6 protein-coding genes and 1 pseudogene are annotated in these 22,281 nt (G+C 73.8%); 1 reads left to right on the top strand and 6 read right to left on the bottom strand.

Annotated elements, in window-relative coordinates:
* Positions 1 to 67 precede the first annotated feature (67 nt).
* The 6 genes from ACWBNA_RS31190 to ACWBNA_RS31165 form a co-directional block, all read right to left on the bottom strand.
* A complete protein-coding gene (locus tag ACWBNA_RS31190) occupies positions 68 to 847 on the bottom strand; it encodes an alpha/beta fold hydrolase (RefSeq protein ID WP_482707856.1) in 780 nt (259 codons plus the stop codon).
* A gap of 67 nt (positions 848 to 914) precedes the next feature.
* On the bottom strand, positions 915 to 2,051 hold the full coding sequence (locus ACWBNA_RS31185) for an alpha/beta hydrolase (protein ID WP_482707855.1): 1,137 nt from the start codon (positions 2,049 to 2,051) through the stop codon (positions 915 to 917).
* Positions 2,048 to 5,041: a thioester reductase domain-containing protein gene (locus ACWBNA_RS31180; protein WP_482707854.1), complete on the bottom strand. Its 2,994-nt coding sequence runs from the start codon at positions 5,039 to 5,041 to the stop codon at positions 2,048 to 2,050. Before ACWBNA_RS31180 ends, ACWBNA_RS31185 begins: the two co-directional genes overlap by 4 nt.
* 51 nt (positions 5,042 to 5,092) lie before the next feature.
* Positions 5,093 to 18,982: an SDR family NAD(P)-dependent oxidoreductase gene (locus ACWBNA_RS31175; RefSeq protein ID WP_482707853.1), complete on the bottom strand. Its 13,890-nt coding sequence runs from the start codon at positions 18,980 to 18,982 to the stop codon at positions 5,093 to 5,095.
* A gap of 153 nt (positions 18,983 to 19,135) precedes the next feature.
* A complete protein-coding gene (locus tag ACWBNA_RS31170; RefSeq protein WP_482707852.1) occupies positions 19,136 to 20,860 on the bottom strand; it encodes a fatty acyl-AMP ligase in 1,725 nt (574 codons plus the stop codon).
* 276 nt (positions 20,861 to 21,136) lie between these two features.
* A complete protein-coding gene (locus ACWBNA_RS31165) occupies positions 21,137 to 21,373 on the bottom strand; it encodes a hypothetical protein (protein ID WP_217236250.1) in 237 nt (78 codons plus the stop codon).
* Between the two features lie 265 nt (positions 21,374 to 21,638).
* On the opposite strand from ACWBNA_RS31165, the pseudogene ACWBNA_RS31160 reads away from it, so the two are divergent.
* Positions 21,639 to 22,281, top strand: a pseudogene (locus ACWBNA_RS31160) (hypothetical protein); the annotation flags it as partial.

The following is a 22,281-nucleotide window of genomic DNA, read 5'->3' as shown; positions in this document are numbered from 1 at the left end:
GTTGTAGGCCACCGGCACCGGTTACGGAACCCGGACACGGAGTGAACGGGTCCGTGGCCGTGTCTCCTCAGTCGCGGGGACTCACGAACCAGTCGAGCGCCGCGGTGAGTTCCGCGGGCTTCTCCACCGGCAGTTCGTGGCCGGCGTCCAGGATGCGGACGACGGCGTCCGGGTAGGCCGTCGCCATGCGCAGCATCTGGGCGACGGGCAGCTGGACGTCGTGGTAGCCGTGCACCAGCAGGGTGGGGATGCTGATCTCCGCGACCCGGTCGAGGACGTCGAAGGCCCGCATGGCGCCGTAGAGCGTCATCACCACCTCGCGCGGGGTGGCCGCCGAGGCGCCGATGTAGGCGCGGATCTCCTCGCGCGGGTAGCCGGGGGCGAAGGCGCGCTGGATGTTGGCGGCGACGAACAGCTTGAACGGGACCAGGGTGGAGGCCGCCATCAGCAGCCCTCTGCCCCGGCTGTAGGCCATTTTGCTGATGGAGTTCACCAGCACCATGCGGGCGACCCGGTCGGGATGGGCGAGGGCGATGGTCTGCGCGATCATGCCGCCCATGGAGTGGCCGACGGGGATGAACCGGTCGACCTTCAGGTGGTCGAGGAGGGCCATGACGTCACCGGCCAGGTCGTCGATCGTGCGAGCGCCCGACCCGGTGCTCTCGCCGTGTCCGCGCAGGTCGAGGCGGATCACCCGCCGCTTCGTGGCGAAGTGGGCCAGCTGGTGGTCCCAGCGGTGCCGGTTGGCCGTCCAGCCGTGGATGAACACCAGCGGGGTGGCGTCACCGTCGCGGGGGCCCTCGTCGTCGTACGTCAGTGAGGCACCGTCGAGGGCGAGCTGTGGCATGGGGCCTGGCCTCCTGCGGGATCGATGGGGTTACTGCCGAGTACGGTAATGGGCGGGCGGGCCGCCGTCACCGTCGACGCCCGAGGAAATCCAGGATGTGACCGAACACGTCGAGGGCGGCGCCCCGGCCCAGGAACGTGTCGAGGTGGCCGTAGCCGGGGATCTCGGTGTAGGTGACGTCCAGTTGGGGCTGCCGGTGGGCGAGGACGTCGTGGCAGAGCTTCTGGGAGTCCTGCCACAGGCCGTTCTCGCTGCCGGACAGCAGCAGGACGGGGGTGTCGATGCGGGCCGCCGCGTCCAGGGCGTTCTGCGGCAGGGTCCCGTAGCGCAGGTCGGTGTCGTGCCAGCGGACGACCGTGCGGGCCAGCTCGATGCGGCGCAGGTGCGGCAGGATCCACAGGGGCGCCGGGCCGAGGAGTTCGGCGAGGCGGTCATGGGTCGTCTCGGTGAGGTGCTCGTGAACGAAGAGCGAGGCGCCCGTGCCCCAGGCCGAGTTGTGCAGGATCTGGCAGGTCGGGTCGGGGCAGCTCGCCTTGCGGGAGGCCAGCGCGAACAAAGGGGTGTACTTCGACCACAGGCCGACCTTGCGGATGTCGACGGGGATGTGGTCGATGCGGGACTTCAGCAGCTCTCCCGCCAGGGTCATGCGCAGGGAGGTGCGGCCGGCGAGCTTCGGCGTGAGGAACACGCCCTGCGAGACGACACCGGCCAGGCCCGGCACCAGGCCGGCCGTCATGCTCAGCGAGAGGGTGAGCGAGCCGATGCAGTGGGCGACGACGAACAGGGGCCGGTCGCCGATGCGGGCGCGGATGTGGGCGACGGCTTCGGGGATGTCGTACAGGGCGACGTCGTCGTAGGTGTACTTCTGGCCGGTCTCGTTGTACGGCAGTCGACAGCTGCCGCGCCAGTCCAGCAGCCACGGCTCGTAGCCGTCGTCGAGGAGGACGTCGACGAGGTTGCGGGTCTCGGGCAGCAGGAACATGTCGGCGGAGGCGGTGTGGCCGTGCAGGAGCAGGACGGCGGGACGGTCGGCCTCGCCGCTGTCGACGCGGGTCAGGCCGAGGCGGACGCCGTCGCCCGCGTGGAAGGGGATCTCCTCGACCGAGGCCGGGTCGAGGCGGTGACGGAGCGGACGCAGGGCGGTGGTGGTGCGGACCTTGCGGAGCGCGGGCCTGGTCCTGGTGTTCGGGGTCCTGAACATCATCGGTTGTGCTCCGTGGGGGTCTGGGTGCGGCGCAGGTCGAACAGGTCGGCGGCGGCCCGGGCGAAGGGGCCGAGCAGGCCGCGGCCCATCTCCAGGCCGAACCAGGCCAGCCAGGTCAGCTTGGCGGCCCGCTTCTCCTGGCTGGTCAGGCGGGGGTCGACCTTGATGCCGTCGATCTGGTCACGTACGTAACTGTCGGCGGGGACGACGATCTCGCCCGCCAGGTGGGCGGCCTCGCCGTCGCGGCCGATCTCCACGCTCAGCGCGCGGGTCTGCCGCCACACGTCGCGGCGGGCGCGGGCGTACTTGCGGCCCTCCAGCCACCACAGTCCGCCGTCCGCGTCCCGCAACCGGAGCCGGTAGCACAGGAGTTGGTGGCGCAGGCCGTGCTGGTGCGGGATGCCCTCCTCGGGGCGGATCCAGACGTCGCCGTGTTCCACGACGAGCGGGTCGCGGTGCAGGGCGGTGCAATGCAACTCGCCGCGTACGTCCACGCGGCGCTCGGTGACCAGTTGGTGCATGCTCGCGATGGAGAGGGTGAGCTCCGTCGAGCAGGCGGTGGCGGGTGCCGAGCTGCCGATCGGGCGTACGGCGCCCTCGGCGGCCTCAGCGAACCACAGGTAGGGCTGGTCGTCCTGGTGCGGCAGCCGGGCCAGACCGTCGGCGGCGAGCCGCTCGAACGTCTTCAGCTGGGCCCGTGCGTCGTAGCGGACGGCGGGTGCGAGGCCGAGCGCCTCGACGAGAGCGGCGGTGCGGTCCATGGTGGCGGCCGGGCCCGTGAGGGTCGCCTCGCACAGTTTGAGGGCGGTGGGGCTCTGCAACACCCGGGACAGGAAGGTCAGTTCGGGCACCGGGTCGGCCTGAAGGCGGGCGAGCGTGTCCGTGCGCCACTCGTTCCAGTCCTGGACGCGTACGTGCATGCCGCCGAGAGCCATGTCCCGTACGACGTCGTCGAGGGTGTTGGGTACGCCGGTCAGGTTGTAGTCGTAGCCCCAGGCGTCGGGTTCGCAGATCGCGGCGACCGCGGCCCTGCTCACCCAGTCCACGGGGGCGGCGTTCAGATGCCGGAACGCCGGAACGGTCCGGAAGCGGGCGAAGGCCGAGAACAGGCCGCTGCTGAGGTCCTGCGGGTTGTAGGCGCCGGTCTTGGTGTGACCGCCGATGCCGCCGGGGCGCAGGGCGGTGACGACCAGGCCGTGATCGCGAGCGCGGCGCAGGGCGACCTCGGCGGCCCACTTCGTCTGGTCGTAGCCCGCGATGAGGCGGTCCACGTGAGCGAGCGGATCATCTTCCCCCATGGCGGTGATGCCGACCTCGTTGAAGACGGCGATGGAGGAGATGTGGTGCAGCGGCTTGGGGCGGCCGGCCGCGGCGAGTTCGGCCAGGGTCAGGGTGCCCAGGACGTTGCTCTGCCGCAGTGACGGGTAGCCGCGCAGGAAGTCCACTGCGGCGGCGACGCCCACGACGCTGTCCAGTTCGTGGGCGAGGGTGTTCCAGAGGTCGTCGGACAGGCCCAGGTGCGGGCGGCGGATGTCGCCGGGCAGCACGGTGATCCGGCGCCGCACCTCCGAGGACCAGGGCAGGTGGTAGCTCCCGAGCGCCTCACCGAGCCGGGCGAGGGCCGCGTCCTCGTCGGCCGCGCGGACCAGGCAGTAGACGTGCGCGTCGCTGTGCCGCAGCAGGTCCAGCAGCATGTGACTGCCGAGGAAGCCGGTCGCACCGGTCAGCAGGATCCGGCGTGGCGGTAGCGGCTCGGGAGAGCCGATGAAGGGCAGGCGGTCGGCGAGGGCGAGGTCGGCGAGGATCTGGTCGAGGTCCTCGCGGCGGGCTGTGGAGTGGGGCGCGGCGGTGTGGGGGGCGAGCGCGGCGGGCGACGTGGCCGGGGCGGGAGCGCAGGCCGGGATAGGCGCCGTGCCGGGCGTGGTGATGGTGGTCGGCGGTGCCGGTGCGGCGGCGGCGATGGCGGTCGACGGCGCGGGGGTGGACGCGGGTGTGCGGGGTGCCTCTGCGGTCGCACGCATCCCGAGCCCGGCCGCGGGGGCCGCCTCGAGCCAGCGCCGGGCGAGGCTGCGCGGACGGGCGTCCGCGAACACCTCGTCCAGGTCGATCTCCAGGCCCAACCGGTCCTCCAGCTCCGCGACGAGTTCCACGGCGTTCACGGAACTGCCGCCGGCGTCGAAGAAGTCGGCGTCGGGAGAGAGGTGCCCGCTGGGGAGGTGACGGCCGGCGGCGGTGGCTATGAGGTTGGCGAGGGAGTCCGGATCCGGAGGCGGGGCGGTGGCGGGCGCGCGGCCGGAGGCGGAGGTGAGCGGCGGTTGGGTGGCGGGGGCGGGCAGCTGTTCAGCGGCGGGCGCGCGGTCGGGCGCCGCGACGACCAACGGCTCGACGACGGGCGCAGAGGTCGGCTCAGCAGCCGGCGCCCCGTCGAAGGCGAGCGCGCGATCCGCCCCGGAGGCGAGCAAGGGCTCGACAACAGACCCAGACGTCGACTCAGCAGCCCGCGCCCCGCCGAAGGCGAGCGCGCGATCCGACCCCGAGGCGAGCAACGGCCCGCCGACAGACGCAGACGTCGACCCAGCGCCCGGCGCCTCGCCCGGCGTGGGATCCATGCCCGGCACCGGCTCGGTCCCGAACGCAGACGTCTCGCGCGGCACAGACCTGGTACCGGCCTCGGACTCGGCGTCGAGCCCTTCGGTCTCACCCGGCACGGGCTCGGCGGCGGGCGCCGGTCCAGCGCCGGGCCCGGGTCGCGTCCCGGCACGCGGTCCCCCCGAGTCGGCCGCCCGGGCCTCCTCTGCCGGCCGTGGCACCTCGGCTGCTCGAACCTCCTCGGTCCGCCGTGGCACCTCGGCTGCTCGAACCTCCTCGGTCCGCCGCGCCACCTTCGCCAGCAGTTCGCTCACGCCGAGTCCCGTCCCGCCCCGTTCGATCGCCTCGGCGGTGGCTCGCTGCGCGGCGTGTGCCGACGCGGCCTCGTTCACCTCACGCATGAGTGCCCTTCATGATGTGCGCTGTCGTTTTCCACACTGCTGCCGGTTCGGTCACCGTTGCCGCCACGACCGGAACCCTCGGAGGTGTTCCGGCGTGACCACGATCTCCAGTCGCTCGTCGTCCTGGTCGCCGTCGCCGAGCGCGGCCAGCAGACGCCTGGCCGGTACGTTGCGCGCGGTCCGCTCCGCCGTCAGCCGGATCCTTGTGCAGCCCAACTGTTCGGCGCGGTCGGCCAGCCACTGCAGCAGGCGTTCCTCGACGCCCCGGCCGAGGGCACGGCAGCTCATCAGCCAGGCCAGTACGTCGAGTCGGTCGCCGTCGGCCCGCAGGGCGAGGAGGCCGATCTGGCCGTAGTCGCCGAACCGGTCACGCGCGGCGGCCGTCCAGACCTCGCCGTGCTGCCGCCACCGGGCGAGGTCGCCACCGTCGGCCGAGCGGGCGCGCAGGGTGAACTGGTTGGTGCGGCGCACGAGTTGCTCGGCCCGCTGGACATCCGCCTCGGACAGCGCCCGGATGTCGACGGCCAGCTCCAGTCGCGAGAGGAACTCCTCGAAACCGGCCTGTTCGCGTACCGCGTCACGCTCCCGTTCCTGTTCGTAGAACCGGGCGCGCAGGCTGTCCTCGGCGGTCGCCGCGGCGGGGACGAGCGGCCACAGCCGGCCGAGGAACTCCTCCAGTCGGTCCGTCGGCGGGCAGGTGACCGACAGCACCTGCGGCAGCGCGGAGCGCACCGCGGCGATCTCCACGGGGTTGTCGTCGAGGAACAGGAAGCTGTCGAGGCCGAGGCCCAGGGTGCGTGCCGCGTCGGCCAGGCGGCCCGGCTTGGGTCCCCAGGTGGCGGAGAGCACGCTGAAGTGCTCGGCTTTCAGGAGGCTGTCGGGGCGGTCCAGCACGGCCCGGACGGTGTCCTCGTCGTTGTTGCTGACCAGCGCCAGCAGCGCGCCCGCCTCCCGCCATCGCAGCAGCCTGCGGGCCAGCAGGGCGCGCGGCCCGGTCAGGTCGACCGCCTCGGGGCCGATCTCGCCGGCCACGCCGCCCCACAGTGTCTCGTCGCCGTCGACCGCGATCACCTTCGGCGCGGGGCGGCGGACCGCCCGTACGGCTTCGGCGAGGCGCAGCGCCATCGCCGCCTGGAAGTGCGGGGTGAACGGCAGGTGGGCCAGCCGTTCGGTGCGCTCGTCGAAGCGTTCGTCGACCTCGTGGTACCGGGTCCAGTCGTCGGGGCCGAGCACCGCGATGCCGGGCGAGTCGTCGAGTTCGGCGGCGACTTCGTGTTCCCAGCGGGTGAAGCGGTCCGTTGTGCGCGCGGACGGCGGGAAGCCGACGACGAGTGGCGTGCGGGTGCGTTCCGCGAGGGCCCGCAGCGCGGCGGGGTAGGCGGTGCGGAGTTCGGCGAGCAGTTCGTCGCCGACCGGCCCGAACCGTTCGAAGTCCACCGCCCGCAGCAGCACCGCGCCCACCGCCGTGGCGGGGTCGGCGAACACGCCGGCCGGGTCCTGGAGGCCGGCGAGGACCTGGTGGTACGGGGCTTCCGCGACCGTCGGTCCGCCGCCCTGCGCGCCCTCGTCGCCTTCATCGACCGCTGCCTCGTACAGCAGCGGCAGGTTGCCGAGGGCGAAGGTGGCGGCGAGGGCGAGTCGGTCGTGCGCGATCACGGGCGCAGTCGCCCGCACCGGTGCCGTCGGCTCGTCGGCCGTCTCCGCCAGCAGCCGCACCAGCTCCTGCCCCAGCTCGTCCGCGCTCGCCGCGTCCAGGATGTCGAGGTTGTGGTCGAGCCGGATGCGGCCGGCGTCGGGGGTCATGGTGATCATCAGGTCGAGGTCGGAGTAGCCGGTCCCGGCCGGCAGGACCTCCAGGCGGGTGAGGGGGGCAGCGGCGGAGCGCACGTAGTTGAAGTACACCTCCACCAAAGGCGCGTTCGGCCGGTGCAGCCCCTGCTTGGCCAGCGTCGCCAGGACGTCCGAGAACATCGCGCCCTTAGCGAGGATCTTCTCCAGGCGGCCGTCTGTGCGGCGCAGTACGTCCTCGATCCGTTCGTCCGCCCCGGCCTCGGCCGGGAACGGTACCGGGACGCCGTAGAAGCCCACCGCGCCGAACGCGTCTGCGTGGATGCGGGTGTCCACGGGCACGGCGAGGACGAAACGTTCCCGCTCGCGCAGTCTGGCCAGCAGGACGGTCAAGGTGCCCAGGCAGAACGCGGCGGGCGTGACGGCGAGTCGGCTCGCGGTCGCGGACACGCGTGCCATGAGCCCGTCGGGGATCGTCACGGTCACGCTGCCGGCGCGGTACGACCGCGTCTGCGGGCGGGGATGCGCGAGCGTCAGGTCGAGCCGGGCGCTGCCCTGGAACGCCGCGCGCCACTCAGCCGTGCCGGCGCCAAGCTCGCCGGTCCGCTGGGCCTCGATCAGCAGGTCGATGTCGCGGTTGGTGACGGTGTCGCCCAGCTCGGTCCCGGACAGCTCGGCGTCGATCTCCCCGGCCACCAGCAGCAGCGACTGCAGGTCGCTCACGGCGTGGTGCGCGCCGAACACCAGCGTCTGGCCCTGCGCACCGGCGTCGAGCAGCTCGAACCGCCACAGCGGCGGGGCTGTCAGATCGAACGGCGGTTCCAGCAGCCGGCGCAGCCGGTCGGCGGCGTCCGGGGCCCCGTCGGTGACGGTCGTCCAGCGCAGCGCGGGTTGCCCCAACTCGCGCCGGACCAGCAGCTGTCGTCCGCCCTCCGCGCCCGTGACGATGGCGGTACGCAGTGCCGCGTGCCGTGCGACGAGCCGGTCGATGATGCCGGTGAGGGCCTCTCGGCCGGTCGGTGTGGTGAGCCGTACCGCGAGCCCGACCGCGTGTGCCGCCTCCGGCATGCCGGGCCGGGCGCTGCGCAGGAGTCGTACGACGTCACGGGTGGCGGGGCGCAGGGCGGATTCGGGTACCTCGGGCACGGCCTCGGCCCGGTGCTCCTCGCGGTCGCCGTCGGGCAGCGCGCCGGCCAGGGCGCGGGACAGGCCGCGGATGTCGGTCGCCGAGAACACGGCGGCGGCCGGGAGTTCGGCGCCGAGTTCGCGGGCGAAGGCGTTGCGCAGGCGGACGAGCATGAGGGAGTCCAGGCCCAGTTCCTTCAGGGCCGTGGTGGCGGACACGTCCGCGGCTCCCCCGGCGACCTGGCCGACCCTGGCCCGTACGTACGCTTCGAGCCGTTCGGCGCGTTCCCTGTCCGTGGTCGCCGCGAACACGCTCTTCACGAGGTTGTCGGAGTCGGCCGTGGGCGCCGGGGTGCCGACCAGGTCGGCGAGGATCGGGCGGGTGCGTGCCGCGTCCGGGTCCAGGGCCAGCAGCTCCCGGTCCAGGGCGAGGGGGGCGAGCTGGCGGCGCCCGGTGGCGAGCACGCGGTCGAACAGCTCGCCGCCCTCCTGCGGGGAGAAGGCGACCAGGCCCGACCGGCCGGTCTCGGCGGTCCGGGTGCCGGACGCGGCGACCATGCCGACGTCCGCCCAGGCGCCCCAGTCCAGGCTGAGCGCCCGGCGGCCGGTGCGGGAGAGGTGGTGGGCCCAGGCGTCGAGGAAGGCGTTGGCCGCCGAGTAGGAGCTCTGTCCGGGCGAGCCGAGGAGACCGGCGGCCGAGGCGAACAGGACGAGGCTGTCGGCCTCCGGGACCAGTTCGGTGAGCAGGGCGGTGCCGAGCACCTTGGGGGCGAGGACGCGCAGGACGCTGTCGTCGGTCAGGTTGGCGACGGTGGCGTCGTCGAGCACACCGGCCGCGTGGACGATTCCGGCGATGGGGCCGGCAACGCGTCGTACGGCGTCCAGGGCGGCGGCCAGGCCGTCGCGGTCGGCGACGTCGGCGCGGGCGAGGTGCACGGTGACCCCACGCTCCTCCAGTTCGCCGATCCACCTCGCGGCCTCCTCGGTGGGCGTGCCGCGGCTCAGCAGGGCCAGCCGGCGGGCGCCCCGGCCCGCGAGTCGTTCGGCGACGACCCGGCCGAGTCCGCCCAGGCCGCCGGTGATCAGGTACACGCCGTCCGGGGTGATCCCGCCGTGTCCCGCGTCGTCGGGGCGGGTGCGGGTCAGGCGCGGGACCAGACGGTCGTCGCCGCGCAGGGCCATGAGGCGTTCGTCGTCGGCGTGGCGCAGTTGGGTCCACAGGGCGTCGACGCCGTCCGTGGGCGGCAGGTCGATCAGTGTGGCCGCCAGCTCCGGATGTTCCTGGGCCACGGCGAGGCCGAAGCCCCACGCGAGTGCCTGCTCGGGGTGGGCGACCCGCGTGCTGTCACCGGCGGTCTGGCTGCCCCGTACGACGACGAACAGGCGGGGTGCCCCGCTCTGGGCGTCGGCGAAGGTGCGTACCAGGTGCAGGGTGTTCAGGCAGCACAGCTGGGCCGCCTCCTCGGCCGTGTCCGCGTCCGTGATCGGCGGGGCGTCGAGCGCCGACAGCTGGACCACGCGCTCGGGCGGCGCGTCCACGAAGGCCTCGTCGAGGAGCCGGGTCAGGTGCCGCGGATCCGCCGGGTCGATGACGTAGCGGCCCGGGGCCTGCCTGCCGTACGCCGGTCCCCTGCGGGCGATCACATGCGGCACGGCGGCGGAGCGCAGGCGCTCGGCGAGCGCGTCGGCCACGCCGGTCTCGTCCGCCAGGATCAGCCAACTGCCTTGATTCGGTTGCTCCTTGGCGGCCGGGCGCGGCTGCCAACGTGTCTCGAACAGGGCGCCGTCCAAGGGGGAGAGGACGGCCAGCGCGAACCCTTCGGCGGTCAGCAGGAGTTGTTCGTCCTCGTCGTACAGGCGCAGGTCGACTGTCGCGGTGTCGCCGTCCAGGGAGCGCAGGGTGCAGGCCGCCCAGGCGGGGGCGGTGCCGCGGCCGGTGAGGCGGAGGCGGCCGACCCCGGCGGGGACGAACGCCCGCCCCTGCGGTGCCGCGCCGGGCAGGGCGGCGGTGTGGAAGGCGGCGTCGAGGACGGCGGGGTGCAGCAGGTGGCCGTCGGCGGGCCTGCGGGTCAGCCGGCCGAGTGCCGCGTCGGCCGTACGGCGGCCCTCCTCCAGGCCGCGGAAGGCGGGCCCGTAGTCGATGCCGAGGGCGGTGAGACCGGCGTAGACGGCCGGGAGGTCGGCGAGTTCGTGGCACCGCTCGCGCCACGCGGCGAGGTCCTCGCCCCCGTCCTCGGCGGGTGCGGCGACCGCCACCCGCCCGGCGACGTGCCGCTCCCACGATGTGCCCGTGGCCGCCGAGGCGATGGTGAAGTCCCGGAAGCCGTCCGCGGCCGGGTGCAGGACGAGCTGCAGCCGTACGGGCGTTTCCGCGTCCAGACGCAGCGGCTGCACGAACCTGACATCGGCCAGGTGGACTTCGCCGCCGTCCTGCACGGCGGTGGCGGCTTCCAGCGCCATGTCGAGGAAGGCCGCGCCGGGAAGCCAGACCTCGCCGGTGACCCGGTGGTCGGCCAGGTAGGCGAAGCGGGGGTCGCGCAGGTCGACGTCGGTCTGGAAGAGGTGCCGGCCGGGTTCGTCGCTGGTCTCGACGTGGGTGCCGGTCAGCGGCGAACCGCTGCTCGTCGGGGTGGCGGGTGCGAGCCAGTGGCGTTCGCGGGTGAAGGCGTACGTCGGCAGGTCGACACGGCGCCCGGCCGGGAACAGCGCCGACCAGTCGGGAGTGTGCCCGGCGGTGTACAGCTCCCCCAGATTGCGCAGGAGGGCGTCCTGTCCGCCGTCCCCCCGGCGCAGTGAGGCGACGCCGACCGCGTCGACGCCGGCCTCGGCCGCCACCGCCTCGATCGACGCGCCGAGGGAGGGGTGCGGGCTGAGCTCGACGAAGTAGCGGTGACCGTCGGCCAGCATCCGCCGGACGGTGTCCGCGAAGCGGACCGGCTCGCTGAGGTTCGCGAACCAGTAGCCGCCGTCCAGCCGTTGTCCGGGCACCGGCTCGGCCAGGACCGTCGAGTACAGCGGGGTGGGCGTCGAGGTCCCCCGGACGGTGGCGAGACGGTCGAGGAGTTCCTCGCGCAGCGGGTTCATCAAGGGGGTGTGTGAGGCGAACGCGGTCGACAGCCTGCGGGCGGGTACGCGCCGCTCCTCCAGGTGACGGGCCAGGTCGGCCAGTGCTTCGGCGTCGCCGGAGACGGCGGTGGAGTGGGCGCTGTTGACCGCCGCGACGAACAGCCGGCCCGCGTAGGGCGTGAGCAGTTCCTCCGCCTGCGGGCGGGACAGCTCCAGGGCCAGCATGCCGCCCCGGCCGGCCAGGGGTACGACGGCCTGGGCGCGCCCGGTCACCACGGTCACGGCGTCGTCCAGGGTGAGCGCGCCCGCGCTGTACGCGGCGGCGATCTCGCCGAGGCTGTGCCCGATCACCGCGTCCGGGGTGACGCCGAGGGAGCGCCAGGCGGCGGCCAGTGCCGCGTTGACGGCGAACAGCACCGGCTGGAGGATGTCTGTCCGGTCGAGGCGAGTGGTGTCCGCGGTGTCGCGCAGGACATCGAGCACGGACCAGCCGGCCTGCCGGGCCACCGCTTCGTCGATCCGGGTCAGCTCGTCGCGGAACACCTCGGACTCGGCGAGCAACTGCTCCCCCATGCCGGGCCATTGACCGCCGTGACCCGAGAAGACGAAGGCGACCTTGCCGGTCGGTTCCTCGCGAACCGGCGCGAGGGGCGTCCGTCCGTCCGCCAACGCGTCGAGTCCGGTGCGCAGTTGGGTCAGGTCACCGGCGACGAGTGCCGCGCGCCGCTCGAAGTGACTGCGGTGCAGGGCCAGGGTGTGGGCGACCGCGGGCAGGTCGGCGTCCTCCTCGGCGAGGTGCCCGGCCAGACGGGCGGCCTGCTGCCGTACGGCGGTTTCGTCGCGCCCGGACAGTACGAACAGCCGCTCGGCCGGGCTGGGTTGCGCCGTGGCGGACTCCACCTCGGCGTTGGGGGCCTCCTCCACGATCACGTGCGCGTTGGTTCCGCTGATCCCGAAGGCGCTGATGCCGGCCCGCCGGGGCCGCTCGGCCGACGACGGCCAGGGCGTCTGCTCCTGGAGGAGACGCAGCCCGCTGTCGTCCCAGTCCACGTGACGGCTGGGCGTACCGGCGTGCAAGGTGCGCGGCAGTGTCCCGTGCCGCAGCGACTGCACCACCTTGATGAGCCCGGCGACGCCCGAAGCGGCCTGCGCGTGCCCGATGTTGGACTTCAGTGAGCCCAGGTACAGCGGGCGGTCCTGGGGGCGGGCGGCGCCGAAGACCTCGGCGAGGGCGTTCGCCTCGATCGGGTCGCCGAGGGTGGTGCCGGTGCCGTGGGCCTCGACGTAGTCGAGGTCGGCGGGCTCCAGCGCGGACAGCTCCAGGGCCCGCCGGATCACCTGCTCCTGTGCGGGGCCGTTGGGCGCGGACAGGCCCTGGCTGCGGCCGTCCTGGTTGACGGCGGTGCCGCGCAGCACGGCCAGCACCTCGTCGCCGTCCCGGCGGGCGTCAGCGAGCCGCTTGAGGACGACCATGCCCGCGCCCTCGGCCCAGACGGCGCCGTCGGCCGCGTCGGAGAAGGAGCGGCAGCGGCCGGTCGGGGACAGTCCGCGCAGGCGGCTGAACTCGACGAAGGTCTGCGGTGTCACCATCAGCGTCACCCCGCCGGCGAGCGCGAGGTCGCACTCGCCGACGCGCAGCGCCTGGGCCGCCAGGTGGACGGCCACCAGGGACGACGAGCAGGCGGTGTCGACGGTCAGCGCGGGGCCGTTGAGGCCGAGTGTGTAGGCGAGCCGGCCGGAGGCGACACTGAGGGCGGTGCCGGTGCCGACGTATCCGTCGAGCTGGTCGAGCCGGGAGCCGGACAGGTAGTCGCTGCCGAACATGCCGACGTAGACGCCGGTGCTGCTGCCCGCGAGCCGGGCGGGCACGGTTCCGGCGCGTTCCAGCGCCTCCCACGTCGTCTCCAGCAGGAGTCGCTGCTGGGGGTCCATGGCGGCGGCCTCCTTCGGGGTGATGCCGAAGAAGCCGGCGTCGAAGGACTCGATGTCGTCGAGGAACCCGCCTTCACGGGCGTAGGACTTGCCCCTCGCCTCCGGGTCGGGGTCGTACAGCGACTCCACGTCCCAGCGCCCGGCCGGGAAGGGACCGACGGCGTCACGGCCCTGGGCGACGAGGTCCCACAGGCCCTCCGGGTCGCTCACACCGCCGGGCAGGCGGCAGGCCATGGCGATCAGGGCGACGGGCTCGTCGGCCGCCGGCGCCGTGGGGCGGACGGCCGGCCGGGCGGGGGCGGCCCGGCGGGCTGTCGCCAGGGCGGTGGCCAGGAGGTGGTCGGCGAGCCGGGCCGGTGTGGGGTGGTCGAAGAGCAGGGTGGCGGGGAGCCGGGTGCCGAGACGGGTGCTGATGCGACCGCGCAGCTCGACCGCCGTCACCGAGTCCATGCCGAGCTCGCGCAGCGGCTGGTCGGGGCGCACGGCCTCCGCCGAGCGCAGGCCGAGCGCGAGGGCGGCCTCCTCACGGACCAGGGCGAGGACGCGGGAAGACCGTTCGGCCTCGGGCAGTCGGGCGAGACGGTCCGCGAGGCCCTGTCCGGCGTCGCCGCGGGTGCGGGGCGCGGGCAGCAGCGAGCGCCAGAGGGCGGCACCCGGTCCGTCCGCGACGGCCGCGTTGTCCCGCAGGCGCGGCAGGTCCAGGGCCCAGGCGACCAGATGCGGGCGGTTCCGGTGCAGGGCGAGGTCGACGAGGTCGCGGCCCTGGTCGGCGGTGAGGGCGCGCTGGCCGAGGCGGGCCATCCGGCCCAGGTCGGCGTGGGCGGCGGCCAGCCCCTCGCCCGCCCAGGCGCCGAACGAGACCGAGACGCCGGGTAGGCCCAGGGCCCTGCGGTGGTGGGCCAGTTGGTCGAGGAAGACGTTGGCGGCCGCGTAGTTGGCCTGGCCCGCGTTGCCGAGGACGCCGGCGGCCGAGGAGACCAGCAGGAAGAGGCCGAGCGGCAGGCCGGCGGTGAGGCGGTGCAGGTGGGCGGCGCCGTCGACCTTGGGGCGCAGGACCTGGGTGAGGCGCTCGGCGGCCAGTTCGGCGACGATCCCGTCGGCCAGGACGCCCGCGCAGTGCACGACGCCACGCAGGGGCGACTCGTCTCCCACGCGGGTGAGCAGCTCGGCCACCGCTTCCGCGTCCGCGACGTCGCACGCCGCCACCTCGACCTGCGCGCCGAGCGCGGTCAGTTCGGCGGTGACGTCGGCGGTGCGGGGATCCTCGGCGCCCTGACGGGACGTGAGCAGCAGGCGCGGGACACCGCGTTCGGCGAGCAGGCGGGCGATGTGACGGCCTACGGCGCCCAGGCCGCCGGTGATCAGTACGGTGCCGTCGGTGGGGACCTCGGCCGGGATCCTCGCCGCGTCGGTCGGCCGGGCCCGCACCAGCCGGGGTGCGAGCAACACGCCCTCCCGGGCGACGAGTTCGGGCTCGCCGGTGTGCGCGACGGCGGCCGTCAGTGCGACGGCGGGGTTCGAGTCGTCGAGGTCGAGCAGGGTCAGTCCGAGGTCGGGGTGCTCGGTGCGGGCGCTGCGGGCCAGACCCCAGAGCACCGACTGGACCAGGCCGGGCACGGTGTCGTCGTCGCCGGCCGCGACCGCGCCCCGGGTCACCCACACGATGCGGGCGGGTGCCTCCTCGGCCGGCAGGGCGATCAGCGCCTGCAGCTCGGCGAGGGCGGTGGCCGCCAACCCCTGTGCCGCGGCGGCCGTCTCGTCGTCCGGGGCCGGGTGCGGCCAGAACCGTACGAGAACGTCGGCGCCCGTCCCGCTCAGCTGGATCCCGGCCGCGTCGAGAGCACTCAAAGCTTCGGCGACCTGCGGATCCTGCCGGTCGCCGACGACGCTCCAGGACGTGCCGGGTGCCTCGGCCGACGGTGCCTCGACGGCCGTCCACGCCACCTCGTACAGGTGCCGCCCGTTCTCCGAACCGCCGCGCAGGTCCGCGGGGCTCGCCGCACGCAGGCGTACGGACTCCAGACGGCCGGCGGGGAAACCGTCGGCGTCCCACAGCGTCACGTCCAGGGTGAGGTCGGTCGCCGAGCCTCCGGTGCGCCGCACGGACGCGGTCAGTTCGGTGGCACCACCGGGCGGCAGGACGCAGCGGCCCACCGCAATCGGGAGCAGGACCCGGTCCTCGGACGCGTCGAACGCGGCGGCGACGTGCAGCGCCGCGTCCAGGAGTGCCGGGTGGACCGGATACGGGTCGTCGGCGTCACGCGCCACCGGGGGCAGGGACAGCAGGGCCAGCAGTTCGTCGCCGGTGGTGACGGCCTGCCGTACGCCCCGGAAGGCGGGGCCGTAGCCGAGACCGAGGCCGGCCAGGCGTGCGTACGTCTGCTCGCTCCAGGCCTCGTCGGCGGTCTCCGGCCACGCCGGCGGTTGCCCGGCCGTCGCGTCGGCCGGCTCGGCGGCCGACGCCGTCGCGTGCAGCGTCCACCCTGCCGGCTCGTCGCCGCGTGGGCGACTGTGCACGGTGATCTCCGGCACCGGGCCGGCGGTGGTCACCTCGACGGACACCTCGACCGTGCCGGAGGCGGGCAGCGTGAGGGGCGCGAGGAGGAGCAGGTCGGTGACGTCTCCCGGGCGGGCGGCGGCGAGCGCCGCGCGGCACAGTTCCATCAGGGTGGTGCCCGACACCACGGTGCGGCCGAAGACGGTGTGGTCCGGCAGCCAGTCCGCGCTCGCCGTCGACCATTCGTTGCGGAACGTCCAGCGGGTCTCGTCCGGGGACCGGAGTTGGATGCCGAGCAGCGGGTGGGCGGCGCGGTCGAGGAAGCCGGGGCTCCCGGTGGCGGTCGCGGGCTCGATCCAGTGGCGCTGCTGGTCCCAGGCGTACGTGGGCAGGTCGGCCGGGTCGGTGTCCGGCACCAGGCGGCGCCAGTCGAGGTGCCGTCCTTGGACGTGGAGTTCGGCGGCGGCCCGGTCCAGGCAGGCGGGGCCGCTCTCGTCGCGGCGCAGCGAGCCGATGGCCACGAGGTCGTGGTCCGTGTCCTCGCCGATGGTGCGCAGGGCGGTCAACAGGGCCGGGTGCGGGCTGAGTTCGACGAAGTGGCGGTAGCCGTCGGCGGCCATGCGTTCGACGGTGGGGGCGAAGCGGACGGGCTCGCGCAGGTTGGTGTACCAGTAGTCGGCTTCGAGTTCCCCGGTGACCGGTTCGCCGGTGACCGTGGAGTACCAGGCGACGGAGGTCGGGTAGGTGGTGACGCCGTCGAGTTCGTCGAGGATCGCCGTGCGGACCGGCTCGACCCGGTCGGTGTGGGAGGCGTAGTCGACGTCGAGGCGGCGGGCGAACACCTGGTGCCGGTCGAGGTCGGTGAGCAGGGTCTCCACGGAGTCCACGTCACCGGCGATCACGGTCGAGCGGCCGCTGTTGACGGCGGCGACGGAGATACGGCCGTCATGCTCGGCGAGGCGGGCGCTCACCTCGGTGTGCGGCAGGGCGACCACGGCCATGGTGCCGGTGCCGGACAGCTCGGTCAGGGCCTGACTGCGCAGGGCGACCACGGCCGCGGCGTCGTTGAGGCTGAGCGCCCCGGCGACGCAGGCGGCGGCGACCTCGCCCTGGCTGTGCCCGATCACGGCGTCGGGCCGTACGCCGCGGGCCCGCCACACGGCGGCGAGGGACACCATCACCGCGAACAGGACCGGCTGGACCACGTCGACACGGTCCGCGGACGGGGCGTTCGTGTCGCCCCGCAGGACGGCCGCGACCGACCAGGTGGTGAAGGGGCGCAGGGCGGCGTCGCAGCGGTCGAGTTCGTCGGCGAACACCGGGTCGCTGTCCAGCAGGTCACGGGCCATGCCGGTCCACTGGGATCCCTGGCCGGGGAAGACGAACGCCACCTTGCCGTGTGGCCTGGCCCGTTCCGGGCCGACGACCCACTGCGGGTCCGGCTCCCCCTCGGCCAGCCGGCGCAGAGCGGTCAGCAGCGCGTCCCGATCGCCCGCCTGGACGACGGCCCGCTGCTCGAAGTGTGTGCGGTGGTGGGCCAACGCGGCGGCCACGGACGGCAGCGCCATGTGCGGCGCGGCGGCGAGGGCCGCGTGGAGGCGGTCGGCCTGCCTCTGAAGGGCGGGCAGGGTGCGGGCGGACAGCGGGAAAAGGTTCGGCGCGGGGCGGTCCGCACCGGTCGTGTGCGCCTGGTCCTGCGGACCCTCGTCGGTCAGGTCGGGGTTCCGCGGTGTTCCTTCACCCGGCCGACCCTGTCTTCGCGGTGCCCCGTCGCTCGGGCGGTCCGTGTTCTGCTCCGGCTCCCCACCTGGGCGTGCCACCCCCGGCAAGGTCGCCGGGCCCGGTCGCCCCTGGTCCTGCTTGCTCTCCTCGTGCGGCCGAGCCGACTCCGGCAGCACACCGTCACTTGCGGGGACCGGGCCCCGCCCCGCCAGATCCCGCGGTGCCTCCTCCAGCACCACGTGCGCGTTCGTGCCGCTGATGCCGAACGCGCTGATCCCGGCCCGTCGTACGCGCTTCTCGTCGCGGGGCCAGGGGCGGGTGGCGGTGAGGACGGTCAGGGCTCCGGCCGTCCAGTCGACGTGCTCGGTGAGGGTGTCGGCGTGCAGGGACGCGGGCAGTTGTCCGTGGCCGAGGGAGAGCACCGTCTTGATGACGCCGGCGATGCCCGCGGCGGCCTGGGTGTGGCCGATGTTGGACTTCAGGGAGCCGATGGCGAGCGGCCGGTCGGCGGGGCGGCCCGGTCCGAACACCGCGGCCAGTGCCCGGCCTTCGATGGGGTCGCCGAGCGGGGTTCCGGTGCCGTGGGTCTCGACGTGGTCCACGTCGTCGGGCCGGAGGCCGGCCGCGTCCAGTGCGGCGCGCACCACCCGTGTCTGGGCGGGCCCGTTGGGGGCGCTCAGGCCCTGGCTGCGGCCGTCCTGGTTGATCGCCGAGCCCTTGACGACCGCGAGGACCCGGTCCCCGTCCCGGCGGGCGTCGGCCAGCCGTTTGAGCAGGACCAGGCCGCAGCCCTCGGCCCACACAACGCCGTCCGCACCGGCCCCGAAGGGACTGCACCGCCCGGACGGCGACAGCCCGCGCAGTCGGCTGAACTCGACGTGCCCGCGCGGAGTCACCAGTAGTGAGGCCCCACCGGCCAGCGCCAGGTCGCACTCACCGCCCGCCAGCGCCCGCGCCGCCAGGTGCAGGGCGACGAGGGAGGAGGAGCAGGCGGTGTCGACGGTGACCGTGGGGCCCTGGAGACCGAGGGTGTAGGCGATGCGCCCGGAGGCCACGCTGCCGGCCGAGCCGGTACCGACGTGCCCGTCGAGTTGGCCCAGCGGGGCCGAGGCCAGGTAGCCGCTGTCGTACAGGCCGACGTAGACACCCGTGGAGCTGCCGTTCAGCGTCTCGGGGACGATGCCGGCGCGCTCGATGGTCTCCCAGGCGGTCTGCAACAGGAGCCGCTGCTGGGGGTCCATGGCGTCGGCCTCACGCGGTGAGATGCCGAAGAAGGCAGCGTCGAAGCGGTCGATGCCGTCGAGGTAGCCGCCGTGCAGCGAGTAGGCCGTACCGGTGGCCTCCGGGTCGGCGTCGTACAGGCCCCGCGTGTTCCAGCGGCCCGGCGGCACCTCGGTGACGGCGTCCGTACCGGCGGACAGCAGCCGCCACAGCGCCTCGGGGTCGTCGGCGCCACCCGGGAAGCGGCAGGCCATGGAGATGATCGCGACGTCGTCGTCCCCGCGCCCGGAAGCCGTGGACGGAACCTGGGGTGCGGGAACGGGAGCGTCGGCGAACACGGCTTCGGCGAGTGCCGCGACGGTCGGGTGGTCGAAGACGAGGGAGGGATCGAGGGGCCGGCCCGTCCGCTCCGAGAGTTCCGCGGCCAGGGTCACCAACCGGCGTGATCCCAGACCGAATTCGGCGATGGGCCGGTGCGGGTCGACGGTCAGCGGGTCCAGCCCGGACGCCTCGGCCACGGCGGACACCAGCCAGGCCCGCACGCCCTCGGGTGTGGCGACGGACTGCTTCGGGGACTCGTTCGCAGGCATCTGGTCAGGTGTCCTCGTGAAGTCGGGTCGGGCTGATTCCCGTACGAGCGGGGGATGCGGCCGGCATGGCGGCCGTACGACTGGACGCGCGGCCGGTGTACGGCCGCCGGGCCGCTGTCGGCGCGGACGGGTCGCTCCGACGGCGGGCGAGGTTCAGCGGGTGGCGGGCGCGGTGACCTGGGCGAGGGTGCCGCCCAGGTGGGCCGCCCGGGAGGCGCGGCGCTGGATCTTGCCGCTGGACGTCTTGGGGATCGTGCCGGGGTGGACCAGGACGACGTCGCGCACGGACACACCGTGGGCCTCGCCGATCGCGCTGCGGATCAGGTCCGTGATCTTCTCGGCCTCGCCCGCGGCCTCCGGGGCGGCCTCGGCCACGAGGACGACCTGCTCTCCATCCACTCCGGCGTCGACGGAGAAGGCGGCGGTGCAGCCGGGGCGCAGGGCGGGGTGGGCCATCTCGGCGGACAGTTCGAGGTCCTGCGGGTAGTGGTTGCGGCCGTCGATGACGATGAGGTCCTTGATGCGGCCGGTGACGAAGAGTTCGCCGTCGCGCAGGAATCCGAGGTCGCCGGTGCGCAGGAAGCGGCCCTCGCGGCCGGCGAGGGTGGCGCGGAAGGTCTCGCGGGTGGCGAGGGTGTTGCGCCAGTAGCCCTTGGCGACGCTCGCGCCGGCGACCCAGATCTCGCCGACCTCGCCCTCGGCGAGTTCCTCGTGGCGTTCGGGGTCGGCGATCACCAGGGTCACGCCCGGGCCGGGCCGGCCACAGCCGACCGCCGCCGCGTCCGCCTCGCCCGCGTGCGGTCCGGTGTCCGCGGCGGCCAGCAGCGTGGGCGGGGTGTCCACCGTGCCGCCGGTGACCATCACGGTGGACTCGGCCAGGCCGTAGCAGGGGTAGAAGGCCTCGCGGCGGAAACCGGCCGGGGCGAAGGTCTCGGTGAACCGCCGCAGGGTGGCCGGGCGTACCGGTTCGGCGCCGTTGAAGGCGACCTTCCAGGACGTCAGGTCGAGCCCGTCGACGAGTTCGGGCGTGGCGTGCTTCAGGGACAGCTCGTAGGCGAAGTTGGGGCCGCCGCTGGTGTGCGGGCGGTAGTGGCTGACGGCCTGCAGCCAGCGGTCGGGCCGCTGGAGGAAGTGCAGCGGGGAGAAGAGGGTGGTGGTGAGGCCGAGGTAGACCGTGTTGAGGACCGGGCCGACGAGGCCCATGTCGTGGTAGACGGGCAGCCAGCTGACGATCAGTTCGCGGCCGTACGCCTCGATGGTGTCCGGGGTGTGGCCCATCCGTTCGGTGATGACCCGTTCGTTGTCGAGCAGGTTGCCGTGGGTGACGACCACGCCCTTGGGGGCGGAGGTGGAGCCGGAGGTGTACTGGAGGAAGGCGACCGAGTCGGCGGTGAGGTCGGGTTCACGCCAGGCGGCGGCCAGCTCGTCGGGGATGTCCTCGGTGGCCACACAGGTGAGGTCGGCCAGCTCGGGCAGGTGTTCCGCCATGCCGGTCAGGGCGGCGATCACGTCGCGGCCGCCGAGGATCACCTTGGCGTCCGCGTCGGCTATCAGGCGCTTCGTGCGGATCAACGCGCGGTGGTTGTGCGCCCGGCCCTGTGGGGGTACGCCCGGCACCGCGACGACCCCGGCGGAGAGGCAGCCCAGGTATCCGCTGATGAACTCCAGGCCGGGCGGGTACAGCAGCATGGCCCGGGATCCGGTCAGGCCGCGCTCCTGGAGCCAGGCGGCGATCGCGCGGGCCCGGCAGGCCAGTCGCCCGTAGGAGATGTCCTGGATCTCCCCGTCCCGGTCGCCCGTGACGAGGAAGCGGTACGCGGTTCGGTCGGGCTGGTCCGAGGCGTGCGTGGTCAGCAGGTCGACCAGGGAACGGGCCATGTGTTCGAATCTCACCTGTCCGGATAGGCGGGAGAAACGTGCCGGCCCACCGACCCCCCGTGATCACTTCCGCAGCTTGCTACCGGCGGGTAACACGTTAGCAAGTCCCGCGGGCACGTCGGCCGCCACAGTGTAAACCCTGTGTGACAAGCGGAACTTGAGCACTCAACGACTCGGCACGCCAAAGGCCCGGACGCCGGTCTGCCTTGGCGTCCGGGCCTCGCGATCAGAGTGTCAGCCCCGTCGATCAGGGCTCAGCTTCCGTCGCTCAGGGCGTCAGCTTCCGTCGAGCCGGGCACGCAGCAGCCCCTTGCCCAGTTCGGCGCCCTTGCGGCTGTCCGCCTGCGCCTTGCGGAACAGGTCGGCGACCTCGGTGTCCTTCTCGCGCTCCGCGTCCTGGATGTAGCTCTCCAGACGCAGCGCGTTGTTCAGGCACGCCTCTACATACCAGATCAGGTTGTAGTCCTTGTCCGGCGTACCGGTCACGCCGCCGGTCTCAGTGCTGCTGGTCATTCGGACCTCCTCCAGCGGTAGTCCTTGCGGGATCGCCCGAGTACCCCCCCTCCACCAGGGCACACCGCCCAGCGATTCCGACAGTTGCCACGGAAGCGATGGAGCTCGGCCACTTTCGAAGCGATGCGTCCAACGACAGTGCGAGACCGGTCGATGACGGTGTGTACTGTGCTGCGGATGCCTCGCGTGAGGGCTTCGCGCTCCGCGCTGCCCGGCCTCCCCGCCCGCTTCGGACCTGTCCCGACTTTCCCTTGGAACCGATTCGATGATCGAACTACCGGACCTGATGGCCGGTGGTCTGGCCGCCGGAACACTGTCCGCGCTCGCCCTCGGCGGCGGGCTGCTGCGATCGCGGCGCCGACAGGCCCTGCGGCGCACGGAGATCGCCGCGCCGCCCACCCAACTCGACAGCACGGCCCGGGCGTTCACGGCCGGGGTGGAACATCTGACGGCGCAGCGCGTTCCCCCCGCCGCCCGCCGACTGGCTCATCCGCACGTGGTTGTCCCAGGCCCCTTGCAGCCACAGATCTCCGGCACGCCGCCGGGCCTGGCGCTGGAGCACGCGCTCAGAGAACCGCGGGCCGAGCTGACCGCACAGCGCACCCGGATCGAGGCGGCCGCGCAGGCCGGCGTGCGCGGGGCGACCCGTGAGATCCAGAGCGGCGCCGTACCTGCTCCAGGACGCCCCGCGTGGGCTGCAACAGAACTACGACGACCCGGAGTTGAAGCAGACACTGTTCCACCTGCCCTGGACGCGACGCGGCCGAGCGCAGTCACGGATACGGGACCGAGCCGGGTGAGGACACCTCCGTCGCCGGATCGGGGCGTCAGACATCGCCGGGCGGTCTGCCGCAGCGGCGGCGCCGGACCCGGGCCGGCGCTGCGGACCCGCCCGCGCCACAGCGGCC

The sequence above is a fragment of the Streptomyces sp. Q2 genome (assembly GCF_056820935.1).
The sequence above is the reverse complement of the archived record's forward strand: the minus strand, read 5'-3'. Positions and strand labels throughout refer to the sequence as shown.